Below are 21266 nucleotides of genomic sequence, written 5' to 3'. Positions count from 1 at the left end.
CCATGGCACAGGCACTCAGGCGGCTGGTGACGGGGATCGATGGGCTCGATGCGTTGCTCCAGGGTGGCCTGGTGGCTGGCGCGTCCTACATCATCCAGGGTCCGCCGGGGGCGGGCAAGACCATCCTCGCCAACCAGCTGGCCTGCGGGCATGTGCGCGGCGGTGGCAGGGTGCTGGTGGCGACCTTGCTGAGCGAGTCGCACGAGCGGCTGTTCCAGTACCTGGCGACTCTGGAGTTCTTCGACCCGGCGCTGGTCGGCGACCCGATCCAGTTCGTCAGTGCCTTCGATGCTCTGGAGCAGGAAGGCCTGGACGCCGTGGTACGGCTGCTGCGCCAGGAAATCGCCCGTCAGCAGGCCAGCCTGCTGATTGTCGATGGCGTGCTCAATGCCCGGGTGCGTGCGGAAACCGCGCTGGACACCAAGAAGTTCGTCTCCGAACTACAGGGCCATGCGGCCTTTGCCGGTTGTACCGTGCTGCTGCTGACCAGCGCCCGGCTGGAAGAAGGCAGCCCGGAGCACACCATGGTCGACGGTGTTATCGAACTGGGCGAGCAACTGTTCGGTAGCCGCGCCGTGCGCCATATCCAGCTGCGCAAGACGCGGGGCAGTGCGGCGTTGTCGGGGCGCCATGAATGTCTCATCGATGGAGATGGCATGCACGTATACCCGCGCCTGGAGTCGCTGTTCAGCCACCCCAGCCATATGGGCAGCGCCATACTGGAGCGCGTCGGTAGCGGGGTGGAGACCCTGGATGAGATGCTCGGTGGCGGGCTGGCCACGGGCTCGGTCAGCTTGCTTATCGGGCCTTCGGGTATTGGCAAGACGTCATTGGGCCTTGCCTTTCTCGGCGCCAGTAGCCCACAGGCGCCGGGGCTGCATTTCGGCTTCTACGAAACGCCGGAACGCCTGCGAATCAAGGCTTCGTCGCTGGGTTACGATTTTGCAGCCATGGAGCAGGGTGGCAGCCTGCAGCTGTGCTGGCAGCCGACCACCGAGGGCCTGCTGGACCAGGTCGGTGCACGTCTGCTCGAGCGGGTCGCGGCGCAAGGCAGCAAGCGTGTGCTGATCGACAGCCTGGGGGCGTTCAGCCGCCTGGCCACCGACCCGGCGCGGCTCAATGCGTTTTTCCGCGCCCTGGTTGGCGAGCTGCGCGCGCGCAATGTCAGCGTGATGCTGACCTGGGAAATGCGCGACATCTTCGGAGCGGAAATCAGCGCTCCGGCCCCGGACCTGTCGAGTATCGTCGACAACCTGATGCTGATGCGCTTCGTCGAGTTGGATTCGCAGCTGCGGCGCATGCTGTCGATCCTGAAGGTGCGTGACAGCCACCATGACCCTGCCTTGCACGAGCTGCTGATCGGGCCGCAGGGCATTACCCTGCGCAAGGCGTTCGAAGGCGCCTGCGGTGTGCTCTCGGGAACGCCGGTGCCGCAGGGGGGCGGGTGACGGGGCGGGCGATGAACACCATCCTGATCGTCGATGACGAGTACCTGATTGCCGACATCCTCGGTTACGCCCTGGAGGACGAAGGTTTTCTGGTGGAAAAGGCGAGCAACGGCCGCAAGGCGCTGGAGGCACTGAAGGAAAAGCGCGTTCAGCTGGTCATCACCGACTACATGATGCCGGTGCTCAACGGTGAGGAATTGGTGCGCTCGATGCGTGAAGACCCTGCCTTGAGCAAGTTGCCGGTCATCCTCATGAGTGGCGCGCAGGCCAACCAGGGATGCCCGCAACTGTTCGCCGCGGTGTTCGACAAACCGTTCGACATGGACTGTATGATCGCCAAGGTGCACGAACTGCTGGGCACCTGAGGCGTGGGGCGATCAAGCGCGTCCGTGCGGCTTGAGGCAGGTCGCTCAGTGCGAGTCGTCGTGCTTTTCCGGCGCGGGGCTGCCGGCCTGGATACGTTTGAAGATCTCTTCGCGATGGACCTGGACATCTTTCGGTGCATCGATCCCGATCCTCACCTGCATCCCTTTGACGCCCAGAATGGTGACTTTGATGTCATCGTTGATGACGATGCTTTCGCCAACCTTGCGGGTGAGTATCAGCATGTAGTTCTCCTTGGTGATGTAAAAGTCCGTCGGGCTAGTTGCCACGGCGGCGGGAGCTTGTCCCTCTTCCTTCTCATTAAAGACGCTTTCGGCGGATAGTAATTCCCCGACAGACAAATTCTGTTGCGTGTCTTCAGTCGCAGGTGCCGAAGCAAACCGCCAGCGGTTTGTCGGCCAAGGTGCTCGGTGGCAAGAATAGGGTGCTTGGCGGCCAATGGGAAATTTCTTCGCATCATGGTCTGAATAGACCGGGTTAATGGTCATCCTGTTCCTCGAGTGCCTGAAGAAACAACAGCAAGGCCACCTCTTCACGGTCCAGACCTTTGCGTACACGGTTCTTCGGCAAGTTGGCCAGGCGCCCAAGGGCATAGTGTTCAAGTACCGCCGGGTGAATGTAGCAGCGCCTGCAAACTGCCGGTGTATTGCCCAGGCGTGATGCGACCTGGCGGACGATGGCGGCAACCTGGCGTTTGGCTTCGCTCTCGGGCTCCCAGGCCAAGGGCCTGAGCAGGGCCAGGGCCAGGCTGCTTCCGGCCCAGGTGCGGTAGTCCTTGGCGGTGAAGTCGGCACCGGTCAGCTGCTGCAGAAACTGGTTGACCTCGCTGGAGCCGACACTGTGACGCTGGCCGTCGTCGTCCAGGTACTGAAACAGCGCTTGCCCGGGCAGCTCCATGCAGCGCTTGAGCAGGTTGGCCAGGCGCCGATCGTTGAGGCTGACGCTGTGCTCGACGCCACGCTTGCCGCGGAACTGGAAGCGGATGCTGCTGCCTTTCACCTCGACATGACGGTTGCGCAGGGTGGTCAGTCCATAGGACTGGTTGTCACGCAGGTAGCGCTGGTTACCGATCCGGATCAGGGTGTGGTCCAGCAGGCTGACCACCAGCGCCATCACCTTTTCCCGGTCCAGGCCCGGCCGGGCAAGGTGGGCGTGCAGCTGTGCACGCAGTTTCGGCAGGGCCTGGGCAAACGCCAGCATGCGCCCGTACTTGTGCTGGTCGCGTACTTCGCGCCACTGTGCATGGTAGCGGTACTGCTTTCGGCCACGGGCATCGCGACCTGTCGCCTGCAGGTGGCCTTGCGGGTCGGCGCAGATCCACACCTCGGTATAGGCCGGTGGGATTACCAGTGCAGCGATGCGGGCGAGAGTATCGCTGTCGCGTACCCGCTGGCCGTCGGCATCCAGGTAGATGAAGCGGCCCCGCCAGCGCCGCCGGGTCAGGCCTGGCTGGCTATCGTCGACGTAGTGCAGGGTGCGTGGAAGGGGGCAGTCAAGCATGGCTGGCAGGCCTCGATCAGGTCACTGATCAATGGACACCAGCGACGGGGCCGATGCTCAGCCTAGCAACGCCACCGATTTGATCTGCGCAAACAGCACCTGGCCCGGGTGCAGGCCGAGCTGGTCTGCCGAAAAGCGGGTGATGCGCGCTAGCAGGGCGTTGCCGCCGGCATCCAGGCTGACCAGTACATGGGCCCGGTTGGCGGCCGGGCGGCTTTCGCGCACGCGCACCGGCAGGCGGTTGAGGATGCTTGAAGTGCTGTCGGCTGCCAGGGCCAGGCTGACGTCACGTGCCTGTACCTTGACGCGCAAGGTGCTGCCCACCACCTGGGCCGGGTGGGCGATGCGCAGTAGCGGCCCGTCATTGCCGGACAGGCGCAGGTCGAGTAGTTCGTAGTGCGGGTCATACCCCACCACCAGGCCCTCGAACACCACGCCGGCATCCTCGCCCTCGGCCATCGACAGGTCGAGACGGGCCAGGGTTTCGCCGATCGGGCCGCTGGCCACTGCCTGGCCTTGCTCCAGCAACACCAGGTAGTCGGCCAGCCGCACCACTTCCTCCTGGGCATGGCTGACATACACCAGCGGGATGTCCAGTTCGTCGTGCAGGCGTTCCAGGTAGGGCAGGATCTCGCGCTTGCGCGGCCCGTCGAGGGCAGCCAGCGGCTCGTCCATCAACAGCAGGCGCGGGCTGCTGAGCAGGGCGCGGGCAATGCCCACCCGCTGCGCCTCGCCACCGGACAAGGTCGCCGGCCGGCGTGCCAGCAAGTGGCCGATACCCAGCAACTGGCAGGCCTGGTCGAGGCTGACCTTGCGCTCGGCGGCGGCCACCCGCCGCCAGCCGAACTCCAGGTTGCCGCGTACCGACAGGTGCGGGAACAGGCTGGCCTCCTGGAACACATAGCCCACCGGGCGCAGGTGCGGTGCCTGGAAGAAGCCCCGGGCGCTGTCTTCCCAGATTTCGCCGTTGACTTCGATGTAGGCGCTGGCGGCCCGCTCCAGCCCGGCCAGGCAACGCAGGCAGCTGGTCTTGCCAGAACCGGAGTGGCCGAACAACGCACTGATGCCGCGGCCGGGCAGGTGCAGGTCTACGTCCAGGGTGAAGTCGTCGCGCGCCAGTTTCAGGCGCGCCACAATCGATGCGCTCATATCAGCTCCAGCCAGCCTTGCCGCGGCGTCCAGCGTACAGCAGGAGCAGCACCAGGAACGAGAATACCAGCATGGCACCGGCCAGCCAGTGCGCTTGCGAATAGGCCATGGCTTCGACATGGTCGAAGATCTGCACCGAGACCACGCGTGTCTTGTCGGGGATGTTGCCGCCGATCATCAACACCACGCCGAACTCGCCCACCGTGTGGGCGAAACCGAGGATGCTGGCGGTGATGAAGCCCGGGCGGGCCAACGGCAGCACCACGTGGACGAAGGTGTCCCAGGGGCTGGCGCGCAATGTGGCAGCCACTTCCAGCGGCCGCTGGCCAATGGCGCCAAAGGCATTCTGCAGCGGCTGGACCACGAACGGCATGGAGTAGATCACCGAGCCGATCACCAAGCCGGTAAAACTGAACACCACGCTGCCCAGGCCCAGCGCCTGGGTCGCCTGGCCCAGCCAGCCATGCGGGCCGAGGGCGATCAGCAGGTAGAAGCCGATCACCGTGGGTGGCAGTACCAGCGGCAAGGCCACTACCGCGCCAACCGGCCCGCGCAGCCACGAGCGCGTGCGCGCCAGCCACCAGGCGATGGGCGTGCCGACGATCAGCAGGATCAGGGTAGTCAGGCTGGCCAGTTTCACGGTCAGCCAGATGGCACCCAGGTCGCTGGCGTCCAGCGGCATCAGATTTCATAACCGTAGGATTTGATCACCGCCGCGGCTTTCGGGCCCTTCAGGTAGTCGACCAGGGCCTTGGCGGCGGGGTTGTCCTTGCCTTTTTCGAGGATTACCGCGTCCTGGCGGATGGGCTCGTGCAGGGACGAGGGCACGATCCAGGCCGACCCGCTTTCGACCTTGCCATCCTTGTAGATTTGCGACAGGGCGACAAAGCCCAGCTCGGCATTGCCGGTGGAGACGAACTGGAACGCCTGGGTGATGTTCTGCCCTTCGACCAGCTTGGGCTTGGTGGTTTCGGTCAGTTTCAGCTTGTCCAGCACCTGGGTGGCGGCCAGGCCGTAGGGAGCGGTTTTCGGGTTGGCGATGGACAGGTGCTTGAACTGGTTCTTCTTCAGCACTTCGCCGTTGGCGTCGACATAGCCGGGCGTGGCCGACCACAGGGCCAGGGTGCCGATGGCGTAGGTGAAGCGCGAGCCCGGAACAATGGCCTTTTCCTGCTCGAGCTTGGCCGGGGTGCTGTCGTCGGCAGCCAGGAATACCTCGAACGGCGCCCCGTTCTTGATTTGCGTGTAGAACTGGCCGGTGGCGCCATAGGCGGCGACCAGCTTGTGGCCGGTGTCTTTTTCGAAGTTCTTGGCAATGGCCTGGATCGGCGCTGTGAAGTTCGCTGCGACCGCGACCTGGACTTCATCGGCCCAGGCATTGTTGAAGGCGAGCAGGCTGGCCAGGGCGGTGGCAGCCAGGTGGGACGGGCGGATACGCATGAAGACAGTTCCTTGGGAGTTATCGTTATAGCCTGAACTATATAGCGATAGGCCATGGGCCGGAAAGGGGGCAGGATGATGCATGGGCAGGTCCGGCCCCTTCGCGGGCTTGCCCGCTCCCACAGTACTGCGCAGCATTCAAAACCAGTGGTGAACCTGTGGGAGCGGGCAAGCCCGCGAAGAGGCGGCCGAGCCTGCTTATGCAGACGCCTGGCGGCCGATCACGGCCAGCGCCTTTTCGGCAATCTCCCGGGTCAACTCGCCCGCCGGCATATGCCTGCCCAGCCGCAACGCCTGCCCCGACCACAGGTTGCTGAAATCGCTGTTGCCTTGCGGATCCGTAATCGCCCGCAAAGGCATCAATGCCCCACCGGCCAGCGGGAAGCGCGGTGCCAGGTCGCTCATTGGCCCCAGCTCACGCATGATGCGGTTGTTGATGCCACGCGCCGGTCGGCCGGTGAACAGGTTGGTCAGCGCCGTGTCGCTGGCAGACGCGCTGTCCAGGGCCAGGCGATGCGCCGGCGAGACCTGGGCCTCGGGGCAGAACAGGTAAGCCGTGCCGATCTGCACGGCCGAAGCCCCCAAGGCCAGTGCCGCCAACAGGCCGCGGTGGTCAGCAATGCCGCCGGCGGCAATCACCGGCACGCTGACCGCATCGGCCACCTGCGGCACCAGGGCGAAGGTACCGATCTGGCTGGTGATATCGTCGCTGAGGAACATGCCGCGATGGCCGCCCGCTTCATAGCCCATGGCAATGATCGCATCACAGCCGTGGAGCTCCAGCCACTCTGCTTCTTCTACGGTGGTGGCGCTGGACAGCACCTTGGCACCACTGGCCTTCACCCGTTGCAGCAGGTCGGCCTGAGGCAGGCCAAAGTGGAAGCTCACCACCTCCGGGTGCAGTTGCTCGACCAGCTGGCAGCTCTGTTCGTCGAAAGGCGCGCGGTTGGACACCGGCGTGGGCGCCGCGAAGTCGGCACCCACTTCGTTGTAATAGGGCTCGAGCGCCTGCTTCCAGCGTGCATCGCGCTCGGCATCGGGCGCAGGCGGCTGGTGGCAGAAGAAGTTCAGGTTCAACGGGCGGCCCGGGCAGCCGGCGCGGAAGGCGGCGATCTCGGCGCGTACCTGGTCGCCCGTGAGCATGGCGCAGGGCAGGGCGCCCAAACCGCCCGCCAGGCCGACGGCAATGGCCATGCCCGAGCCCGTCGCACCGGCCATGGGGGCCTGCAGAATGGGCAACTCGATGCCCAGCAGGTCGAGGATGCGGCGGTCGGGCCAGTGGCTCATGCGATTCTCCTTGCGCGGGCGAGCGGTAAGGCGGAGCGGGGGCTTACAAGGCTTTGCTGACCTGGATGTCGCTGATCTTCTCGGCGTCTTCGCCGTGAATCTTGCGCAGGGCTTCCAGGGCTTGTTCGAGGGAAGCGTCGGGCATCAGCGCGAAGTCCCAGCGGCGCTGGCCGTCGAGTTTGTACTTGATGACGTACTTGGTGGTCTGGGTCATGGTGGCCTTATCTGAGTTTCGATGATGAACGACGGACGATCTTGATCTTGTGGGTCAAGGTTGGCTTGCGGGTGACCGAGATCGGGCGGGTTGTCACGGTATCGATGGTGATGTTCCAGAAACCGGTGCTGGGCACGGTGATCTTCGCCGGGAACTTGTCGAAATGGCCACCGTGGTAGGTGTGACGGCCGCCGTTCTTGAAGCTGCGGAAGTTGGCGTCGTTCATCAGGCGGATATTGCAGCGCTGGGAGCACTCGATGACGACAATGTCGTCCTCGTTCAGGTGCTCGCGCTGGTGTACGAATTTCATGTGATGCTCCGCAAGGATTGGTTCTGCAAACGCGAAAGATACCACGATGTCGAGTTACACTGCCGCGCTGTTCCGCCAGGCGTAGATAAATCTGCCAAAGCAGGGAGCAAAACGGCCTGGCTGTGGTCGAAGCGGATTCTTGAAGGCAGAGGTGCTGCAAATGAAGTGGATGGTGGCGGCGTTGGCGGTGACGCTGGGTGGCTGTGTGAGTGTTACCGAACTGGAACAGTCGCGTGAAACGCTGGATGTGATCTCCGGCAAGTCCCCGCGCGCGTATGCCGATTGCGTCAAGCAGAAGCTGGCCGATACCCGCGACCCGCTGGTGGAAGAGCAGCGCGGCGATGGCCTGCGGCTGATCGTGCCACAGAAGATCAGCTCGGGCGTGGGCCCGGCGGCGCTGGTGGATATAGACAAGCGTGGCAGCGGCAGCAGCATCAAGCTGCACGAGCGGCTGAACAACTTCCCGCTGCGCCTGGGCGACGTGCGCACCGCAGCCACCCAATGCATCTCCGGGAGTTGATCCAGCGCAACTGATCACGCTCCTTTTGCTTATATGTTTTAGGCCTAAGCATATAACAATAGAAAAGGAGATTCGTGATGACACCGTTGAGACGCGTCGTGATCGGCAGCCTGCTGATCCTGGCCTGGCCCGCGGCGCATGCCGCCGATGGCCAGAAAGTCTTCACCCAGGGCGGGGCCAACCCCGCCGCCATGGCTTGCCTGGGTTGCCATGGCCCGGACGGCAAGGGCATTGCCGCTGCCGGCTTCCCACGCCTGGCCGGGCTGCCGGCCGCTTACCTCAGCAAGCAATTGCATGATTTGCGCAGCGGCAGCCGCAAGCAGCCGGTGATGGAGCCGCTTGCCAAGGCCCTGAGCGAGGATGAGATCAAGGCTGTCAGCACCTATCTGGCCAGCCTGCCGGCAGACCCTGCAAGCGACCTGCGTCGCCAGCAGATTGCCGATGACCCGACCACCCGCATGGCCCTGTACGGTGACTGGAGCCGGCAGATTCCTGGTTGCGTGCAATGCCATGGCCCGGGTGGTGGCGGGGTTGGCGAACACTTTCCGCCCCTGGCCGGCCAGCCCGCCAGTTACCTGGTGGCGCAGCTCAATGCCTGGCGTGACGGCACCCGCAGCAATGACCCCAACCAGCTGATGGTCGGTGTGGCAAAGGCCATGACCGATGACGAGATCAAGGCTGTTGCCGAGTTCTTCGCCCGCCCCGCCAGCCAGGAGGTCAAGCCATGAAACCGATGATTCCAGCCCTGTTGCTGCTGGCCATGGGCAGCGCCCAGGCCGCCCAGATCGCCATGGAAGACCAGTCGCAGTTGAAAGTGCCTGGCGTGCAGGCCGCGCCGCAGTTCGTGCCGCCAGCGGAAAGCGAGTTGCCTGACAATGCCTTTGGCAAGATGGTGCGTGAGGGGCATGCCTTGTTCGTCGACACCCGCAGGTTGATGCCCGAGGCCGTGGGCAATGGCATGAACTGCAGCAACTGCCACCTTGACCAGGGGCGGCTGGCGCATTCCGCGCCGATGTGGGGGGCGTACCCGATGTACCCCGCCTACCGCAAGAAAAACGACAAGGTCAACACCTACGCCGAGCGTATCCAGGGCTGCTTCCAGTTCAGCATGAACGGCAAGCCGCCTGCGGCCGACAGCCCGCAGATGACGGCGTTGGCGGTGTATTCATACTGGCTGTCGACCAAGGCGCCGACCGGCGTGGAGATTGCCGGGCGTGGCTACCCGGAGGTGCCGCAGCCCAAGGGCGGATACGACTTCAAGCGCGGCCAGCAGGTTTATCGTGAGCAGTGTGCGATTTGCCACGGCGACAACGGCGAGGGGCAGAAGGTGGCGGGCGAGTATGTGATGCCGCCGCTGTGGGGCAAGGACTCCTACAACTGGGGCGCCGGCATGCACCGCATCAATACTGCGGCGTCGTTCATCAAGTACAACATGCCGCTGGGCAAGCCGGGCAGCCTGAGTGACCAGCAGGCCTGGGACGTGGCGGCCTGGGTCAACCGCCATGAAAGGCCGCAGGATCCGCGTCTGGTGGAAGGCTCCATCGAGAAAACGCGGGTGAAGTTCCATGCCAACGATGGGGTGAACCTGTATGGGCAGAAGGTCGATGGGGTGCTGATCGGGCAGGGCACCGGTAGCTGATTGCCTGCCAGGCCAATACAGGCACCCCCATTTGCTGTCATCCAGCTGTCGTGGATGACAGCAATATTTACGATCCCCCGGAACTATCTACACTGGGTTATCTCTATCTTCCCATCGATCGGCCACAGGTGGGGCATTGTAAGGTGACTGCCGCCTGATTAGACTGCGCCGAATTCCACAGGCCTAGCCTTTTTTAAGGACGTATATGATCAAGAAATGCTTGTTCCCGGCAGCCGGTTACGGCACCCGCTTCCTGCCCGCTACCAAAGCCATGCCCAAGGAAATGCTGCCGGTGGTCAACAAGCCACTGATCCAGTATGGCGTTGAAGAGGCACTGGATGCCGGTCTGAACGAGATCTCCATCGTCACCGGGCGCGGCAAGCGTGCTCTGGAAGACCACTTCGACATCAGCTATGAGCTGGAAAACCAGATCAAGGGCACCGACAAGGAAAAATACCTGGTTGGTATCCGTCGCCTGCTCGACGAGTGCTCGTTCTCCTACACCCGCCAGACCGAAATGAAAGGCCTGGGCCACGCCATCCTGACCGGCCGCCCGCTGATCGGTGACGAGCCTTTCGCCGTGGTGCTGGCGGACGACCTGTGCGTGAACCCGGAAGGTGACGGCGTACTGACCCAGATGGTCAAGCTGTATAACCAGTTCCGTTGCTCGATCGTCGCCATCCAGGAAGTCGATCCGCAGGAAACCAACAAGTACGGCGTGATCGCCGGCGACATGATCCGTGACGACATTTTCCGCGTCACCAACATGGTCGAGAAGCCAAAGCCGGAAGATGCCCCGTCGAACCTGGCGATCATCGGTCGCTACATCCTGACCCCGGACATCTTCGACATCATCGCCAACACCGAGCCGGGCAAAGGCGGCGAGATCCAGATCACCGACGCCCTGATGCAACAGGCGCAGAACGGCTGCGTGATCGCCTACAAGTTCAAAGGCAAGCGTTTCGACTGCGGTGGTGCCGAAGGCTACATCGACGCGACCAACTTCTGCTTCGAGAACTACTACAAGACTGGCAAGGCTTACTGATAAGCCGCTAGTTGCTTGAGACTGGGGCCGCTTTGCACCCCTTCGCAAGCTCGCCCGCTCCTACAGGTATTGTGCAGACCTTCAAGGTTGCGCCGGTACTGTGGGAGCGGGCGGGCCCGCGAAGGGGCGCAAAGCGGCCCCAGTGCGTTATGCTGGGCGCCTGCCTAGGGGAGTGAATACATGGCCTACGATTTTGATCTGTTCGTGATTGGTGCCGGGTCCGGCGGTGTACGCGCGGCGCGGTTTGCCGCCGGCTTCGGGGCAAAGGTGGCAGTGGCCGAGAGCCGCTACCTGGGCGGTACCTGTGTCAACGTCGGCTGCGTGCCAAAAAAACTGCTGGTGTACGGGGCACATGTCGCCGACGAACTGGAGCAGGCCGCAGGCTTCGGCTGGACCCTGGAAGAAGGGCATTTCGACTGGGGCACCCTGATTGCCAACAAGAACCGGGAAATCGAGCGCCTCAACGGTATCTACCGCAACCTGCTGGTCAACAGCGGGGTCACCTTGCTGCAGGGGCATGCGCGTCTGACCGGTGCCAACGAAGTGGAAGTGGACGGCCAGCGCTACACCGCCGAGCACATCCTAATCGCCACCGGTGGCTGGCCACAGGTGCCGGACATTCCGGGCAAGGAACTGGCCATCACCTCCAACGAAGCCTTCTACCTCAAGGACCTGCCACGCCGAGTGCTGGTGGTGGGCGGTGGCTATATCGCGGTCGAGTTCGCTGGCATCTTCCAGGGTCTGGGGGCGGCTACCACGCTGCTGTACCGTGGCGACCTGTTCCTGCGTGGCTTCGACGGTTCGGTACGCACGCACCTGAAGGAAGAACTGGAAAAGCGCGGGCTCGACCTGCAGTTCAATGCCGACATCCAGCGCATCGACAAGCTCGAGGACGGCAGCCTCAAGGCCACCCTCAAGGATGGGCGCGAGCTGGTCACCGATTGCGTGTTCTATGCCACCGGCCGGCGCCCGATGCTGGACAACCTGGGCCTGGAAAACACCGGCGTCGAGCTGGACGCACGGGGTTACATTCGTGTTGACCAGCAGTACCAGACCACCGCGCCGTCGATCCTGGCCATTGGCGACGTGATTGGCCGCGTGCAACTCACTCCGGTGGCTCTGGCCGAAGGCATGGCCGTGGCCCGGCGCCTGTTCAAGCCCGAGCAATACCGCCCTGTGGACTACCAGAACATCCCCACCGCAGTATTCAGCCAGCCGCCGATCGGCACCGTGGGCCTGACCGAGGAGCAGGCGCTGGAGGCCGGGCACAAGGTACAGGTATTCGAGAGCCGCTTCCGTGCGATGAAACTGACCCTGACCGACATCCAGGAAAAGACCCTGATGAAGCTGGTGGTCGATGCCGAGACTGATAAGGTACTGGGTTGCCACATGGTTGGCCCCGACGCCGGCGAGATCATCCAGGGCCTGGGCATTGCCCTGAAGGCCGGTGCGACCAAGCAACAGTTCGACGAAACCATTGGCGTGCACCCGACCGCGGCCGAAGAGTTCGTGACCATGCGCACGGTCACCCGCTGACGCCACTGGCCCCATCGCCGGCAAGCCAGCTCCACAGGTATCGCACAAGTCCAGAGACCTGCGCTGTACCTGTGGGAGCTGGCTTGCCGGCAATGGGGCCCTTGAATGCCCCCGCAATCCTTTGCTCAGCCCATTCCCTTCTATTAATTATCCTCAGTTATAGCCAAAACCAATCAAAAGCATGAGCTTTGCCAATGAGCCTTTAGCGGGATCAGCGGTTAGGATTCTCTCCATCAAATGTTTCCAACCCCATGAAGGAGCGTCTCTCATGCCAATCATCAACAGCCAGGTCAAACCGTTCAACGCCACCGCCTACCACAAGGGCGAATTCGTCCAGGTCAGCGAAGCCGACCTGAAAGGCAAGTGGTCTGTCGTGTTCTTCTACCCGGCCGACTTCACCTTCGTCTGCCCGACCGAGCTGGGTGACCTTGCTGACAACTACGCCGAGTTCCAGAAGCTGGGCGTGGAAATCTACGGCGTGTCCACCGACACCCACTTCACCCACAAAGCCTGGCACGACACTTCGGACACCATCGGCAAGATCCAGTACCCGCTGATCGGTGACCCGACCCACGTCATCTCGCGCAACTTCGACGTGCTGATCGAAGAAGCCGGCCTGGCCGATCGCGGTACCTTCGTGATCAACCCGGAAGGCCAGATCAAGATCGTCGAACTGAACGACGGTGGTGTAGGCCGCGATGCTGCCGAACTGCTGCGCAAAGTGAAAGCTGCCCAGTACGTTGCCGCTCACCCAGGCGAAGTTTGCCCGGCCAAGTGGAAAGAAGGCGAAGCCACCCTGGCGCCATCGCTGGACCTGGTCGGCAAGATCTAATTTTCGCCCGATAAGCGCCTGCGCGACGACCATGCTGCGTTGAAAACAGGCTCGGAATGCTCATTGACAACCTGTCAACTCCGCTTCCTCGCCTGTTTTCGCCTTGCCTGATCGCCGCGCAGGCACTTCTCGAACGAAAATCCGATCATGCGCTTGACGCGGGCGGTGAGCAGCCGCCAAAGCTGAAGTACTTACCGCCCCGTCAAACGCCCGGGCGACCTCGCCTGGGCGTTTTTGTATTCGAGTTTTGAAAAAGGAATCGCCCGTATGTTGGACGCCACGCTTAAATCGCAACTGAAAACCTACCTGGAGCGGGTCACCCAGCCGATCGAGATCGTTGCCTCCCTCGACGACGGCGCGAAATCCCGCGAATTGCACGACCTGCTGGCGGAAATTGCCAGCCTGTCGAATCTTATTACCTTCAGTGCGGACGGCAGCGATGCCCGTCGTCCATCGTTCTCGCTGAACCGCCCGGGGGCCGACATAAGCCTGCGCTTCGCCGGCATCCCCATGGGCCACGAATTCACCTCGCTGGTGCTGGCACTGCTGCAAGTCGGCGGCCACCCCTCGAAGGCCAGTGCCGAAGTGATCGAGCAGATCCAGGCACTGGAAGGCGAGTTCACCTTCGAAACCTACTTCTCGCTGTCGTGCCAGAACTGCCCGGATGTGGTCCAGGCGCTCAACCTGATGGCGGTGCTCAACCCCAACGTACGCCACGTGGCCATCGACGGCGCGCTTTTCCAGGCGGAAGTGGAATCGCGCAAGATCATGGCGGTGCCGAGCATCTACCTGAACGGCGAAGTGTTCGGCCAGGGCCGCATGGGCCTGGAAGAAATCCTTGGCAAGATCGACACCAACGCAGGCAGCCGCCAGGCCGAGAAGATCAATGCCAAGGACGCCTTCGACGTGCTGGTGGTAGGTGGTGGCCCAGCCGGTGCTTCGGCAGCCATCTATGCCGCCCGTAAAGGCATCCGCACCGGTATTGCGGCCGAGCGTTTCGGCGGCCAGGTGCTCGATACCCTGGCCATCGAGAACTTCATCTCGGTACAGGAAACCGAAGGGCCGAAGCTGGCCACGGCGCTGGAAGAGCACGTCAAGCAGTACGACGTGGACATCATGAACCTGCAGCGCGGTGAAGCCTTGATCCCGGCCACCGATGGCGGCCTGCACGAAGTGCGCCTGGCCGGCGGCGCATCGCTCAAGGCCAAGACCGTAATCCTGGCCACCGGTGCACGCTGGCGCGAAATGAACGTGCCGGGCGAGCAGGAATACCGCGCCCGTGGCGTAGCCTACTGCCCGCACTGCGACGGCCCGCTGTTCAAGGGCAAACGCGTGGCGGTGATCGGTGGTGGCAACTCCGGCGTGGAAGCGGCCATCGACCTGGCGGGTATCGTTGCCCAGGTAACACTGATCGAGTTCGACAGCCAGCTGCGTGCCGATGCCGTGCTGCAGCGCAAGTTGCACAGCCTGCCGAACGTGAAGGTGATCACCAGTGCGCTGACCACCGAAGTGCTGGGCAATGGCGAAAAGGTGACCGGCCTGCGTTACAAGGACCGCACCAACGACCAGCAGCATGAAGTGGCGCTGGAAGGCATCTTCGTGCAGATCGGCCTGCTGCCGAATACCGACTGGCTGAAAGGCACCCTCGAGCTCTCGCCGCGTGGCGAGATCATCGTCGACGCCAAGGGCCAGACCAGCATCCCGGGTGTGTTTGCGGCGGGTGACGTGACGACCGTGCCGTACAAGCAGATCGTGATCGCGGTGGGTGAGGGGGCCAAGGCATCGCTGGCGGCCTTTGACCACCTGATTCGCACTTCGGCACCGGCGTAAGCCCGTACCGGCCTCTTCGCAGCGCAAGGCTGCTCCTACAGGGAATTCCACAGTATTCAAAAACTGTGCGGAATCTGTAGGAGCAGCCTTCTGCTGCGAAGAGGCCAGTACAAACAAAGCAGTACATGAGGATGTCTATGATTACTGCAGACACCCTCAGGAATCACACCCATGACCCTGATCAGCCGCGAACCCTGGTGGCTAGTCCCCCCGAAACCCGGGCAGCAAGAGCAGGACCTGCACTGGGGCTACCTGGAAATCTACGCCGACGGCCGCACCGTGTTCGTCGACCAGCGCCCGAGTGACCGAGAGCTGGCCGAGCGCAAGAGTTGCCGCAACTTCCCAGACCCCGAGCCGTGACGGCTCAGCCTTCCAGCTCGGCCAGGCGTGCCTCCAGCGCCGCGATGCGGGCTTCGAGGGCTTCGATGCGTTCTTCCGACACATTGCCGCCGCTGCTGCGTGCCCCGCCTTCCTGCTGCCGTGCAGCCAGGATCGCCTCGATTTCCGCCGGGTCGCCCAAGGCATGGGTGTAGCGGTCTTCGCGCTGGCCGGGCTGGCGTGGCAGGTGCAAGGCCAGGCCGCGCGAGATCAGGCGTTCCAGCTGGTGCTGGATCTGCTCGGTGTCGTCGAAGTCGTGCAGGCGGTTGCTGCGGGTCAGCAGTTCGTTGAGGGTTTGCGGCCCGCGCAGGAACATCAGGCCCATCAGCACCAGTTGCGCCGGTACCAGCTCCAGTGCTTTGTCCACCCTCTGTTCCCAGCGGTCGGCGCGGCTGCCCATCTGCAGGCGGGTCATGTCTTGCCCTTCGAGGGCGCGCAGGGCCTGGCCGACCTGGCCTTGGGTGAGGTTCATCACCGGTTCGCGGCTGGTCTTCTGGTTGCAGGCCAGGACCAGGGCGTTGAGGGTCAGCGGGTAGCTTTCAGGGCTGGTGGCCTGCTTCTCGATCAGCGAGCCGAGAACACGGATCTCGATGCTGTTGAAGCGGCCTTCGCCGACGGTTTCGTGTTCTGACATGGCCCTGTCTCATTGCTGGGGAAAGGCCACTAGCCTAGGTAAAGCGCCAGGCTTAAGCAATCACTGGGATCATCGCCGGCAAGCCAGCTCCCACAGGTACAGCACAAGCCGTAAGGCCGGCACTATCCCTGTGGGAGCTGGCTTGCCGGCGAAAGGGCCGCAAAGCGGCCCCGGCAAACTCAGGCTTTACGCTCTTCAGCCTGGCACGCCGCCGCGGTAAACAGCACATCGGTCGAGGAATTCAGCGCCGTTTCCGCCGAATCCTGCAGCACGCCGATGATGAAGCCAACCGCCACCACCTGCATGGCAATTTCGCTCGGGATGCCGAACAGGCTGCACGCCAGCGGAATCAGCAGCAGCGAGCCACCGGCCACGCCCGAGGCGCCGCAGGCACAGACCGCCGCCACCACGCTGAGCAGCACGGCGGTCGGCATGTCCACCGGGATACCCAGAGTATGCACTGCCGCCAGGGTCAGCACGGTAATGGTGATGGCGGCACCGGCCATGTTGATGGTCGCGCCCAGCGGGATCGACACCGAGTAGGTGTCTTCATGCAGGCCAAGGCGCTCCGACAGGGCCAGGTTGACCGGGATGTTGGCCGCCGAACTGCGGGTGAAGAACGCGGTGATACCGCTTTCGCGCAGGCAGAGCAGGGTCAGCGGGTAGGGGTTGCGGCGGATTTTCCAGTACACGATCAGCGGGTTCATCACCAGCGCCACGAACAGCATGCAGCCGATCAGTACTGCCAGCAGGTGCAGATAGCCGAGCAGGGCGTCCAGGCCCGACTGGGCCAGCGTGGCGCTGACCAGGCCGAAGATGCCCAGCGGGGCGAAGCGGATGACCACGCGCACGATCAGGGTCACGCCGTTGGACAGGTCCTCGACCACGGTGCGGGTGGTTTCGCCGGCATGGCGCAGGGCCACGCCCAGGCCGATGGCCCAGGTCAGTATCCCGATGAAGTTGGCGTTGAGCAGGGCGTTGATCGGGTTGTCGACCGCACTCAGCAGCAGGTTCTGCAGCACCTCGGTGATGCCGCCCGGCGCGCTCAGCGTAGCGTCGCTGGTGCTCAGCACCAGGTTCGACGGGAACAGCATGCTGGCGGCCACGGCGACTACCGCGGCGCCGAAGGTGCCCAGCAGGTACAGCCAGAGGATCGGGCGGATGTGGGTTTCCTGGCCGTGGCGGTGGTTGGCAATCGAGGCCATGACCAGGATGAACACCAGCACGGGTGCCACCGCCTTGAGGGCGCTGACGAACACTTTCCCGAGGAATGCCATGTCGCGGGCGATGGCGGGCGCAAGCATGGCCAGGGCTATGCCGGCAATCAGGCCGATGACGATCTGCGTCACCAGGCTGGTGCGGTTGAGGAAGCGGAGGATGGGGGTCATGTGCAGCGATATCCCAGCATGTTCAAAAAGGGCGCGACTTTACCATAGACCTTCGTCGAGCAGGGCGGCCTGAAGCACTCAGCGCCCGCGCCGACGCGACACCCGCGCTTCGATGTTCTTGCGCCCGATCAGCAGTGGCGGCTTCTCCACTACCGGCTCGTCTGCCAGCCACTTGTACATCACCAGGCAGTCCACCAGCCCAAGTCGGGCATGGCGGTAGGCCTTGGGCAAACGGCCAACGGTTTCGAAGCCCAGCTTGTGCCAAAGCGCCACTGCCACCTCATTGGTGGCCACCACCGAATTGAATTGCAGGGCCAGAAAACCCTCCTGGCGCGCCTGTTTCTGTGAGTGCTCGCACATCAACCGCGCAACGCCGCGGCCGCGTGCCGGTTCACAGACCATGTAGCCGCAATTGCCCACGTGCCCACCAGGCCCTGCGGTATTGGCCTTGAGGTAATACGAACCCAGCAGCTCGCCGTCTTCCTCGGCCACGAATGTGCGCACGGGCAATTCCAGCCATAGCTGGCGGGCCTGATCGAAACCGAGGTCGGGGTCGAATGCGTAGGTTTCACGGGCCTGTACTACGGCCTGAAAGGTGGGCCAGAAGCGTTCGAAGTCTTCCGGCGTCATCGGGCGGATGTGGATCATGCGGGTTCCTGCAAGGGCTGGGCCGCCCAGTCTGGGTGGCGCGGCGCCGTCGCGCAAGGGCGGCGACGCCATTTGCGGTCAGCCGTTGGCCTTGCCTACCGCATCCATGGCACGTGCCGAGTAGACCAGCGCGGCACCGGCGTTCATCGCCACGGCCACGCCGAGGGCTTCGGCGATTTCCTCGCGGCTGGCGCCGTGCTTGACGGCCTGCTGCGAGTGCACGGCGATGCAGCCGTCGCAGCGGGTGGTCACGGCCACGGCAAGGGAAATCAGCTCGCGGGTCTTGGCGTCCAGGTGGTTGGTCTTGGCCCCTGCGCCGCTGGCGGTCATGTAGCCAGCCACGGTGTCAGGGGAAAGCTGCTTGAGATCGCCGATGCCGGCCATCAACTGCTTACGGTAGGCGTCCCAGTCCATCATGCTCATCGTCTTCACCTTGGAGAGGTTGCGAGTGGAGCTTTCAGGCTAGTCGAAGAGTGGGAAGGGTGAGACTTGTACTTTGGTTGGTTGCGCGCAGGCCCTTGGGCTGCGCGCAACCACTGCGATCAGATGTAGATGAACACCAGCACCAACGCCGCGACGAACGCCCACTTCTCCAGATAGTAGCGCGTGCGGTTGCGCTTCTTCAGTGCCTTGCCACGTTCGCGGATCTTGTAGATACGGGTGAACAGCCGGTTGATGCCACCGGTCTTGTCCCCGGCATCGTTGGGTGCGGCGGCAGCGGCCATGACGTTGCGGCTGAACCAGCGATTGAACGCGGTTGCCCAGCGGTACTTGAGCGGGCGTTCCACGTCGCAGAACAGGATTATGCGGTTGTGCTCGGTGGTATTGGCCGCATAGTGGATGTAGGTCTCGTCAAAGACCACGCCCTCGCCGTCGCGCCAGGAATACTTCTCACCATCCACGTCGATGTAGCAACCGTCGTCGTTCGGCGTGTCCAGGCCCAGGTGGTAGCGGTACGAACCGGCATACGGGTCGCGGTGGCGCACCAGCTTGGCGCCCGGCGGCAGGGTGGCGAACATGGCGGCCTTGACCGTGCCGATACCTTTTAGCAACTCGGTGGTGCGTGGGCACAGGGTCATCGCCGATGGGTGGCTTTCGCCGTACCACTTCAGGTAGAAGCGCTTCCAGCCGGTCTTGAAGAATGAGTTGAAACCGACATCATCGTAATTGTCGGACTTCTTGATTTCGCCCACATGCAGCAGCTGTTGGGCTTCCTCGCGGATCTCCTGCCAGTGGTCCTGCAGCGTCTGCAGTTCGGGGAAGGCCTCCACCGGCAGGTAAGGCTTGGCCGGGTGCCTGGAAAACAGGTACAGGAAGCTGTTGACCGGAGCCAGGAAGCTGGAGTGATCGCCCAGCTGACGGGTCAGCTTGTGACGAACCCGACCGCGCAGGTGAACATAGGCGATCGAGAGGGCGAAGAGGAGTACGAGTGCAATTTTCATGGACGTTTACTTGTCGAAAAATGGCCATGCGCCATGGCATAAGCCCGCCAGCATAAACAATCATGGGGGTAGTTTGTACTTATTGTTGCGAAACGACGGGGCGACTTAGGTGTAATGCCCTACAGCCTTGCGCAAACGTTTCATGTTGAGGAGTTCGTATGATTCAGGACGTACGCCCCGGCGGAACCCCCTTCAAGCGGTTGTTTTTCGCCTTGCCGGTCAGCGAGGCTCAGCGTCGCGCCCTGGCTCAGTGGCGACGTGGCTTGAACCTGCGCAGCGGCAAGCCGGTGCCGGCCGCCAACTTCCACGTGACATTGCTGTTTCTGGGCGATGTGGATACCGCCCAGGTGCCTGCAATTTGCGCGGCGGTCGACCAGCTTTCGCTGTCGTCCGCAGCACCGCGGCTGGTACTGGACCGCTTGCAGGTGTGGCAGCGGGCCAGCGCCTTGGTGCTGGAGGCACAGCAGACGCCGCCGGCCCTGTTGCAGCTGGTGTACAGCTTGCAGCAGGCGCTGCTGCCGTTGGGAGTGGAAGCGGCCGACCGTGAGTATCGCCCGCACCTGACGCTGGCCAGGGATTACCGCGGCCAGCCGCCAGAAGCCAGCAGCGCGCCGGATTTTTACCTCGCCGCCCGCCATTTCACACTGTACGAGTCGCGCAAGGGCGCTTATTGGCCATTGGCGCAATGGCCGCTGTCGAGCTGATTCAGGCCATGGCGCCAGGGCAGGCGATTACACCGGCAGGCTCTGGTACGGCAATTCATCCCCGGGGCTGCGGTCGAACTGGCGCTTGTATTCGCGGCTGAACTGCGAGGTGCTCTGGTACCCCACCCGGTGCGCGGTCTGTGCCACCCCCAGACCTTCGCCGATCAGCATCTGCTGCGCCTTCAGCAGCCGCAGGCGCTTGAGGTACTGCATCGGTGCCATGTCGGTGCAGCGCTTGAAGTGCTCGTGGAAGGTCGAAACGCTCATGTTGGCGCGCGCGGCCAGCGCTTCCACGCTCAGCGGCTCGGTGTAGTGTTCGCGCAGGTAGGCAAGGGCGGCGCCGATGCGGGCGAAGTGCCCTTGTTGCTCCACCAGCGCCCGCAACACGCCCGCCTGTGGGCCGCGCAAGGCGGTGTACAGCACCTCGTGTACCCGCGCCGGGCCCAGTACCCTGGCGTCCACTGGGTCCTGCAGGCAGCGCAGCAGCCGTTCCACGCATTCGCGCATCGGCGCATCCAGTGCCGCCGAGGTCATCGACTGCGGGGTTTGCGCCTGCACTGCGGCATCCGGCGCCAGGGCCATGCTTTGCACCAGTTCACCCAGCACGCTGCGGTCGATATCCACCGCCACGCCCAGCAACGGTGCTTGGGGAGTGGCGAAGGTTTCGCACATGAACGGTACCGACAATGCCTGCACCAGGTAATGCCCGGCGCCGTACTCCAGGGTACGCGGCCCCAGGCGTGCCAGCTTGCTGCCCTGGGCCAGAATCATCAGGCTGGGTTCGTAGATCTGCGGGCTGCTGGCCACATAGTGATCCCAACTCAGCACCTGCACCTGGGGCAGGTGCGTAGGCACGAAGCCCGGCCCCATTTTTCAAAGAGGATAAAAATCGCATATTTGTTTTTTAAAGATTCTTTCAGGATGACTGAAATCCAAAT

General features: G+C 63.3%; 24 protein-coding genes and 1 pseudogene. 11 read left to right on the top strand and 14 right to left on the bottom strand.

Translation table 11 applies throughout. The annotated features are described in order from the left end of the window. The first annotated feature begins 2 nt into the window (after positions 1-2). A complete protein-coding gene (locus tag IRZ77_RS00795; RefSeq protein WP_196172673.1) occupies positions 3-1448 on the top strand; it encodes an ATPase domain-containing protein in 1446 nt (481 codons plus the stop codon). An 11-nt stretch (positions 1449-1459) separates the two neighbouring features. Continuing rightward, positions 1460-1813 (top strand): response regulator, encoded by a 354-nt coding sequence (locus IRZ77_RS00790; RefSeq protein ID WP_046614972.1) that lies wholly within the window; start codon positions 1460-1462, stop codon positions 1811-1813. Positions 1814-1858: 45 nt separating this feature from the next. Here the strand turns inward: IRZ77_RS00790 and csrA are convergent, their stop codons facing one another. From csrA to IRZ77_RS00750, 8 genes are all read right to left on the bottom strand, one after another. Continuing rightward, a complete protein-coding gene (gene csrA / locus IRZ77_RS00785) occupies positions 1859-2056 on the bottom strand; it encodes a carbon storage regulator CsrA (protein WP_004375914.1) in 198 nt (65 codons plus the stop codon). A 253-nt stretch (positions 2057-2309) separates the two neighbouring features. Beyond that, positions 2310-3332 (bottom strand): DNA topoisomerase IB, encoded by a 1023-nt coding sequence (locus tag IRZ77_RS00780; protein ID WP_046614973.1) that lies wholly within the window; start codon positions 3330-3332, stop codon positions 2310-2312. A 57-nt stretch (positions 3333-3389) separates the two neighbouring features. Further along, positions 3390-4481 (bottom strand): molybdenum ABC transporter ATP-binding protein, encoded by a 1092-nt coding sequence (modC, locus tag IRZ77_RS00775; protein WP_046614974.1) that lies wholly within the window; start codon positions 4479-4481, stop codon positions 3390-3392. A 1-nt stretch (position 4482) separates the two neighbouring features. Further along, positions 4483-5163, bottom strand: a complete 681-nt coding sequence (gene modB, locus IRZ77_RS00770) for a molybdate ABC transporter permease subunit (protein ID WP_025339672.1) — start codon at positions 5161-5163, stop codon at positions 4483-4485. Beyond that, positions 5163-5921 (bottom strand): molybdate ABC transporter substrate-binding protein, encoded by a 759-nt coding sequence (gene modA / locus IRZ77_RS00765; protein WP_153670735.1) that lies wholly within the window; start codon positions 5919-5921, stop codon positions 5163-5165. The genes modB and modA overlap by 1 nt, the downstream gene beginning before the upstream one ends. A 198-nt stretch (positions 5922-6119) precedes the next feature. Continuing rightward, the gene (locus tag IRZ77_RS00760) at positions 6120-7208 is read right to left on the bottom strand and encodes an NAD(P)H-dependent flavin oxidoreductase (RefSeq protein WP_196172671.1); all 1089 of its coding nucleotides are present in this window, start codon (positions 7206-7208) and stop codon (positions 6120-6122) included. A 43-nt stretch (positions 7209-7251) separates the two neighbouring features. Continuing rightward, positions 7252-7422, bottom strand: a complete 171-nt coding sequence (locus tag IRZ77_RS00755) for a hypothetical protein (RefSeq protein ID WP_013973186.1) — start codon at positions 7420-7422, stop codon at positions 7252-7254. 7 nt (positions 7423-7429) lie between these two features. Further along, a complete protein-coding gene (locus tag IRZ77_RS00750; RefSeq protein ID WP_004375922.1) occupies positions 7430-7732 on the bottom strand; it encodes a DUF1883 domain-containing protein in 303 nt (100 codons plus the stop codon). 160 nt (positions 7733-7892) lie between these two features. Between IRZ77_RS00750 and IRZ77_RS00745 the strand changes: the two genes are divergently transcribed. The 8 genes from IRZ77_RS00745 (at position 7893) to IRZ77_RS00710 (ending at position 15494) form a co-directional block, all read left to right on the top strand. Next, complete coding sequence (locus tag IRZ77_RS00745) at positions 7893-8252, top strand: hypothetical protein (RefSeq protein ID WP_025339668.1); 360 nt, start codon at positions 7893-7895, stop codon at positions 8250-8252. A gap of 77 nt (positions 8253-8329) precedes the next feature. After that, positions 8330-8980, top strand: a complete 651-nt coding sequence (locus IRZ77_RS00740; RefSeq protein ID WP_046614977.1) for a c-type cytochrome — start codon at positions 8330-8332, stop codon at positions 8978-8980. Further along, a complete protein-coding gene (locus IRZ77_RS00735) occupies positions 8977-9891 on the top strand; it encodes a c-type cytochrome (protein WP_046614978.1) in 915 nt (304 codons plus the stop codon). The genes IRZ77_RS00740 and IRZ77_RS00735 overlap by 4 nt, the downstream gene beginning before the upstream one ends. Positions 9892-10096: 205 nt before the next feature. Further along, complete coding sequence (galU, locus tag IRZ77_RS00730; protein WP_013973181.1) at positions 10097-10936, top strand: UTP--glucose-1-phosphate uridylyltransferase GalU; 840 nt, start codon at positions 10097-10099, stop codon at positions 10934-10936. A 180-nt stretch (positions 10937-11116) separates the two neighbouring features. Then, a complete protein-coding gene (gorA, locus tag IRZ77_RS00725; RefSeq protein ID WP_046614979.1) occupies positions 11117-12472 on the top strand; it encodes a glutathione-disulfide reductase in 1356 nt (451 codons plus the stop codon). Positions 12473-12740: 268 nt separating this feature from the next. Continuing rightward, positions 12741-13304 carry an alkyl hydroperoxide reductase subunit C gene (gene ahpC / locus IRZ77_RS00720; protein WP_004375926.1) on the top strand — a complete coding sequence of 188 codons (564 nt, stop codon included), beginning with the start codon at positions 12741-12743 and terminating at the stop codon, positions 13302-13304. A gap of 267 nt (positions 13305-13571) precedes the next feature. Next, complete coding sequence (gene ahpF, locus IRZ77_RS00715) at positions 13572-15134, top strand: alkyl hydroperoxide reductase subunit F (RefSeq protein WP_046614980.1); 1563 nt, start codon at positions 13572-13574, stop codon at positions 15132-15134. 171 nt (positions 15135-15305) lie between these two features. Further along, positions 15306-15494, top strand: a complete 189-nt coding sequence (locus tag IRZ77_RS00710) for a hypothetical protein (protein ID WP_013973178.1) — start codon at positions 15306-15308, stop codon at positions 15492-15494. Between the two features lie 4 nt (positions 15495-15498). On the opposite strand, the gene IRZ77_RS00705 is transcribed toward IRZ77_RS00710, so the two are convergent. The 5 genes from IRZ77_RS00705 to lpxO all read right to left on the bottom strand — a co-directional run bounded on the left by IRZ77_RS00705 (position 15499) and on the right by lpxO (position 19624). After that, complete coding sequence (locus IRZ77_RS00705; protein WP_046614981.1) at positions 15499-16146, bottom strand: YceH family protein; 648 nt, start codon at positions 16144-16146, stop codon at positions 15499-15501. A gap of 179 nt (positions 16147-16325) precedes the next feature. Further along, the gene (sstT, locus tag IRZ77_RS00700) at positions 16326-17534 is read right to left on the bottom strand and encodes a serine/threonine transporter SstT (protein ID WP_046614982.1); all 1209 of its coding nucleotides are present in this window, start codon (positions 17532-17534) and stop codon (positions 16326-16328) included. A gap of 78 nt (positions 17535-17612) precedes the next feature. Beyond that, positions 17613-18182 (bottom strand): GNAT family N-acetyltransferase, encoded by a 570-nt coding sequence (locus IRZ77_RS00695; RefSeq protein WP_046614983.1) that lies wholly within the window; start codon positions 18180-18182, stop codon positions 17613-17615. Positions 18183-18260: 78 nt separating this feature from the next. Then, a complete protein-coding gene (locus tag IRZ77_RS00690; RefSeq protein ID WP_013973174.1) occupies positions 18261-18605 on the bottom strand; it encodes a carboxymuconolactone decarboxylase family protein in 345 nt (114 codons plus the stop codon). Between the two features lie 119 nt (positions 18606-18724). Continuing rightward, positions 18725-19624 carry a lipid A hydroxylase LpxO gene (gene lpxO / locus IRZ77_RS00685; RefSeq protein WP_046614984.1) on the bottom strand — a complete coding sequence of 300 codons (900 nt, stop codon included), beginning with the start codon at positions 19622-19624 and terminating at the stop codon, positions 18725-18727. Positions 19625-19782: 158 nt separating this feature from the next. On the opposite strand from lpxO, the gene thpR reads away from it, so the two are divergent. After that, positions 19783-20328, top strand: coding sequence for an RNA 2',3'-cyclic phosphodiesterase (gene thpR / locus IRZ77_RS00680; RefSeq protein ID WP_108481627.1), 546 nt, complete (start codon positions 19783-19785; stop codon positions 20326-20328). A 27-nt stretch (positions 20329-20355) separates the two neighbouring features. On the opposite strand, the pseudogene IRZ77_RS00675 reads toward thpR, so the two are convergent. Then, positions 20356-21192 (bottom strand): annotated as a pseudogene (locus IRZ77_RS00675) (AraC family transcriptional regulator N-terminal domain-containing protein); the annotation flags it as partial. Positions 21193-21266: the final 74 nt, after the last annotated feature.

It is taken from the genome of Pseudomonas pudica (genome assembly GCF_015680405.1).
In the GTDB taxonomy this organism is placed as follows: Bacteria; Pseudomonadota; Gammaproteobacteria; order Pseudomonadales; family Pseudomonadaceae; genus Aquipseudomonas; species Aquipseudomonas pudica.
This window is presented reverse-complemented; position numbering and strand designations above follow the sequence as displayed.

Bases quoted from the DNA above. Each gene is read 5' to 3' on its own strand.
- IRZ77_RS00795 (WP_196172673.1), top strand. From the start codon at position 3: ATGGCACAGGCACTCAGGCGGCTGGTGACGGGGATCGATGGGCTCGAT.
- IRZ77_RS00790 (WP_046614972.1), top strand. From the start codon at position 1,460: ATGAACACCATCCTGATCGTCGATGACGAGTACCTGATTGCCGACATC.
- csrA (WP_004375914.1), bottom strand. From the start codon at position 2,056: ATGCTGATACTCACCCGCAAGGTTGGCGAAAGCATCGTCATCAACGAT.
- IRZ77_RS00780 (WP_046614973.1), bottom strand. From the start codon at position 3,332: ATGCTTGACTGCCCCCTTCCACGCACCCTGCACTACGTCGACGATAGC.
- modC (WP_046614974.1), bottom strand. From the start codon at position 4,481: ATGAGCGCATCGATTGTGGCGCGCCTGAAACTGGCGCGCGACGACTTC.
- modB (WP_025339672.1), bottom strand. From the start codon at position 5,163: ATGCCGCTGGACGCCAGCGACCTGGGTGCCATCTGGCTGACCGTGAAA.
- modA (WP_153670735.1), bottom strand. From the start codon at position 5,921: ATGCGTATCCGCCCGTCCCACCTGGCTGCCACCGCCCTGGCCAGCCTG.
- IRZ77_RS00760 (WP_196172671.1), bottom strand. From the start codon at position 7,208: ATGAGCCACTGGCCCGACCGCCGCATCCTCGACCTGCTGGGCATCGAG.
- IRZ77_RS00755 (WP_013973186.1), bottom strand. From the start codon at position 7,422: ATGACCCAGACCACCAAGTACGTCATCAAGTACAAACTCGACGGCCAG.
- IRZ77_RS00750 (WP_004375922.1), bottom strand. From the start codon at position 7,732: ATGAAATTCGTACACCAGCGCGAGCACCTGAACGAGGACGACATTGTC.
- IRZ77_RS00745 (WP_025339668.1), top strand. From the start codon at position 7,893: ATGAAGTGGATGGTGGCGGCGTTGGCGGTGACGCTGGGTGGCTGTGTG.
- IRZ77_RS00740 (WP_046614977.1), top strand. From the start codon at position 8,330: ATGACACCGTTGAGACGCGTCGTGATCGGCAGCCTGCTGATCCTGGCC.
- IRZ77_RS00735 (WP_046614978.1), top strand. From the start codon at position 8,977: ATGAAACCGATGATTCCAGCCCTGTTGCTGCTGGCCATGGGCAGCGCC.
- galU (WP_013973181.1), top strand. From the start codon at position 10,097: ATGATCAAGAAATGCTTGTTCCCGGCAGCCGGTTACGGCACCCGCTTC.
- gorA (WP_046614979.1), top strand. From the start codon at position 11,117: ATGGCCTACGATTTTGATCTGTTCGTGATTGGTGCCGGGTCCGGCGGT.
- ahpC (WP_004375926.1), top strand. From the start codon at position 12,741: ATGCCAATCATCAACAGCCAGGTCAAACCGTTCAACGCCACCGCCTAC.
- ahpF (WP_046614980.1), top strand. From the start codon at position 13,572: ATGTTGGACGCCACGCTTAAATCGCAACTGAAAACCTACCTGGAGCGG.
- IRZ77_RS00710 (WP_013973178.1), top strand. From the start codon at position 15,306: ATGACCCTGATCAGCCGCGAACCCTGGTGGCTAGTCCCCCCGAAACCC.
- IRZ77_RS00705 (WP_046614981.1), bottom strand. From the start codon at position 16,146: ATGTCAGAACACGAAACCGTCGGCGAAGGCCGCTTCAACAGCATCGAG.
- sstT (WP_046614982.1), bottom strand. From the start codon at position 17,534: ATGACCCCCATCCTCCGCTTCCTCAACCGCACCAGCCTGGTGACGCAG.
- IRZ77_RS00695 (WP_046614983.1), bottom strand. From the start codon at position 18,182: ATGATCCACATCCGCCCGATGACGCCGGAAGACTTCGAACGCTTCTGG.
- IRZ77_RS00690 (WP_013973174.1), bottom strand. From the start codon at position 18,605: ATGAGCATGATGGACTGGGACGCCTACCGTAAGCAGTTGATGGCCGGC.
- lpxO (WP_046614984.1), bottom strand. From the start codon at position 19,624: ATGAAAATTGCACTCGTACTCCTCTTCGCCCTCTCGATCGCCTATGTT.
- thpR (WP_108481627.1), top strand. From the start codon at position 19,783: ATGATTCAGGACGTACGCCCCGGCGGAACCCCCTTCAAGCGGTTGTTT.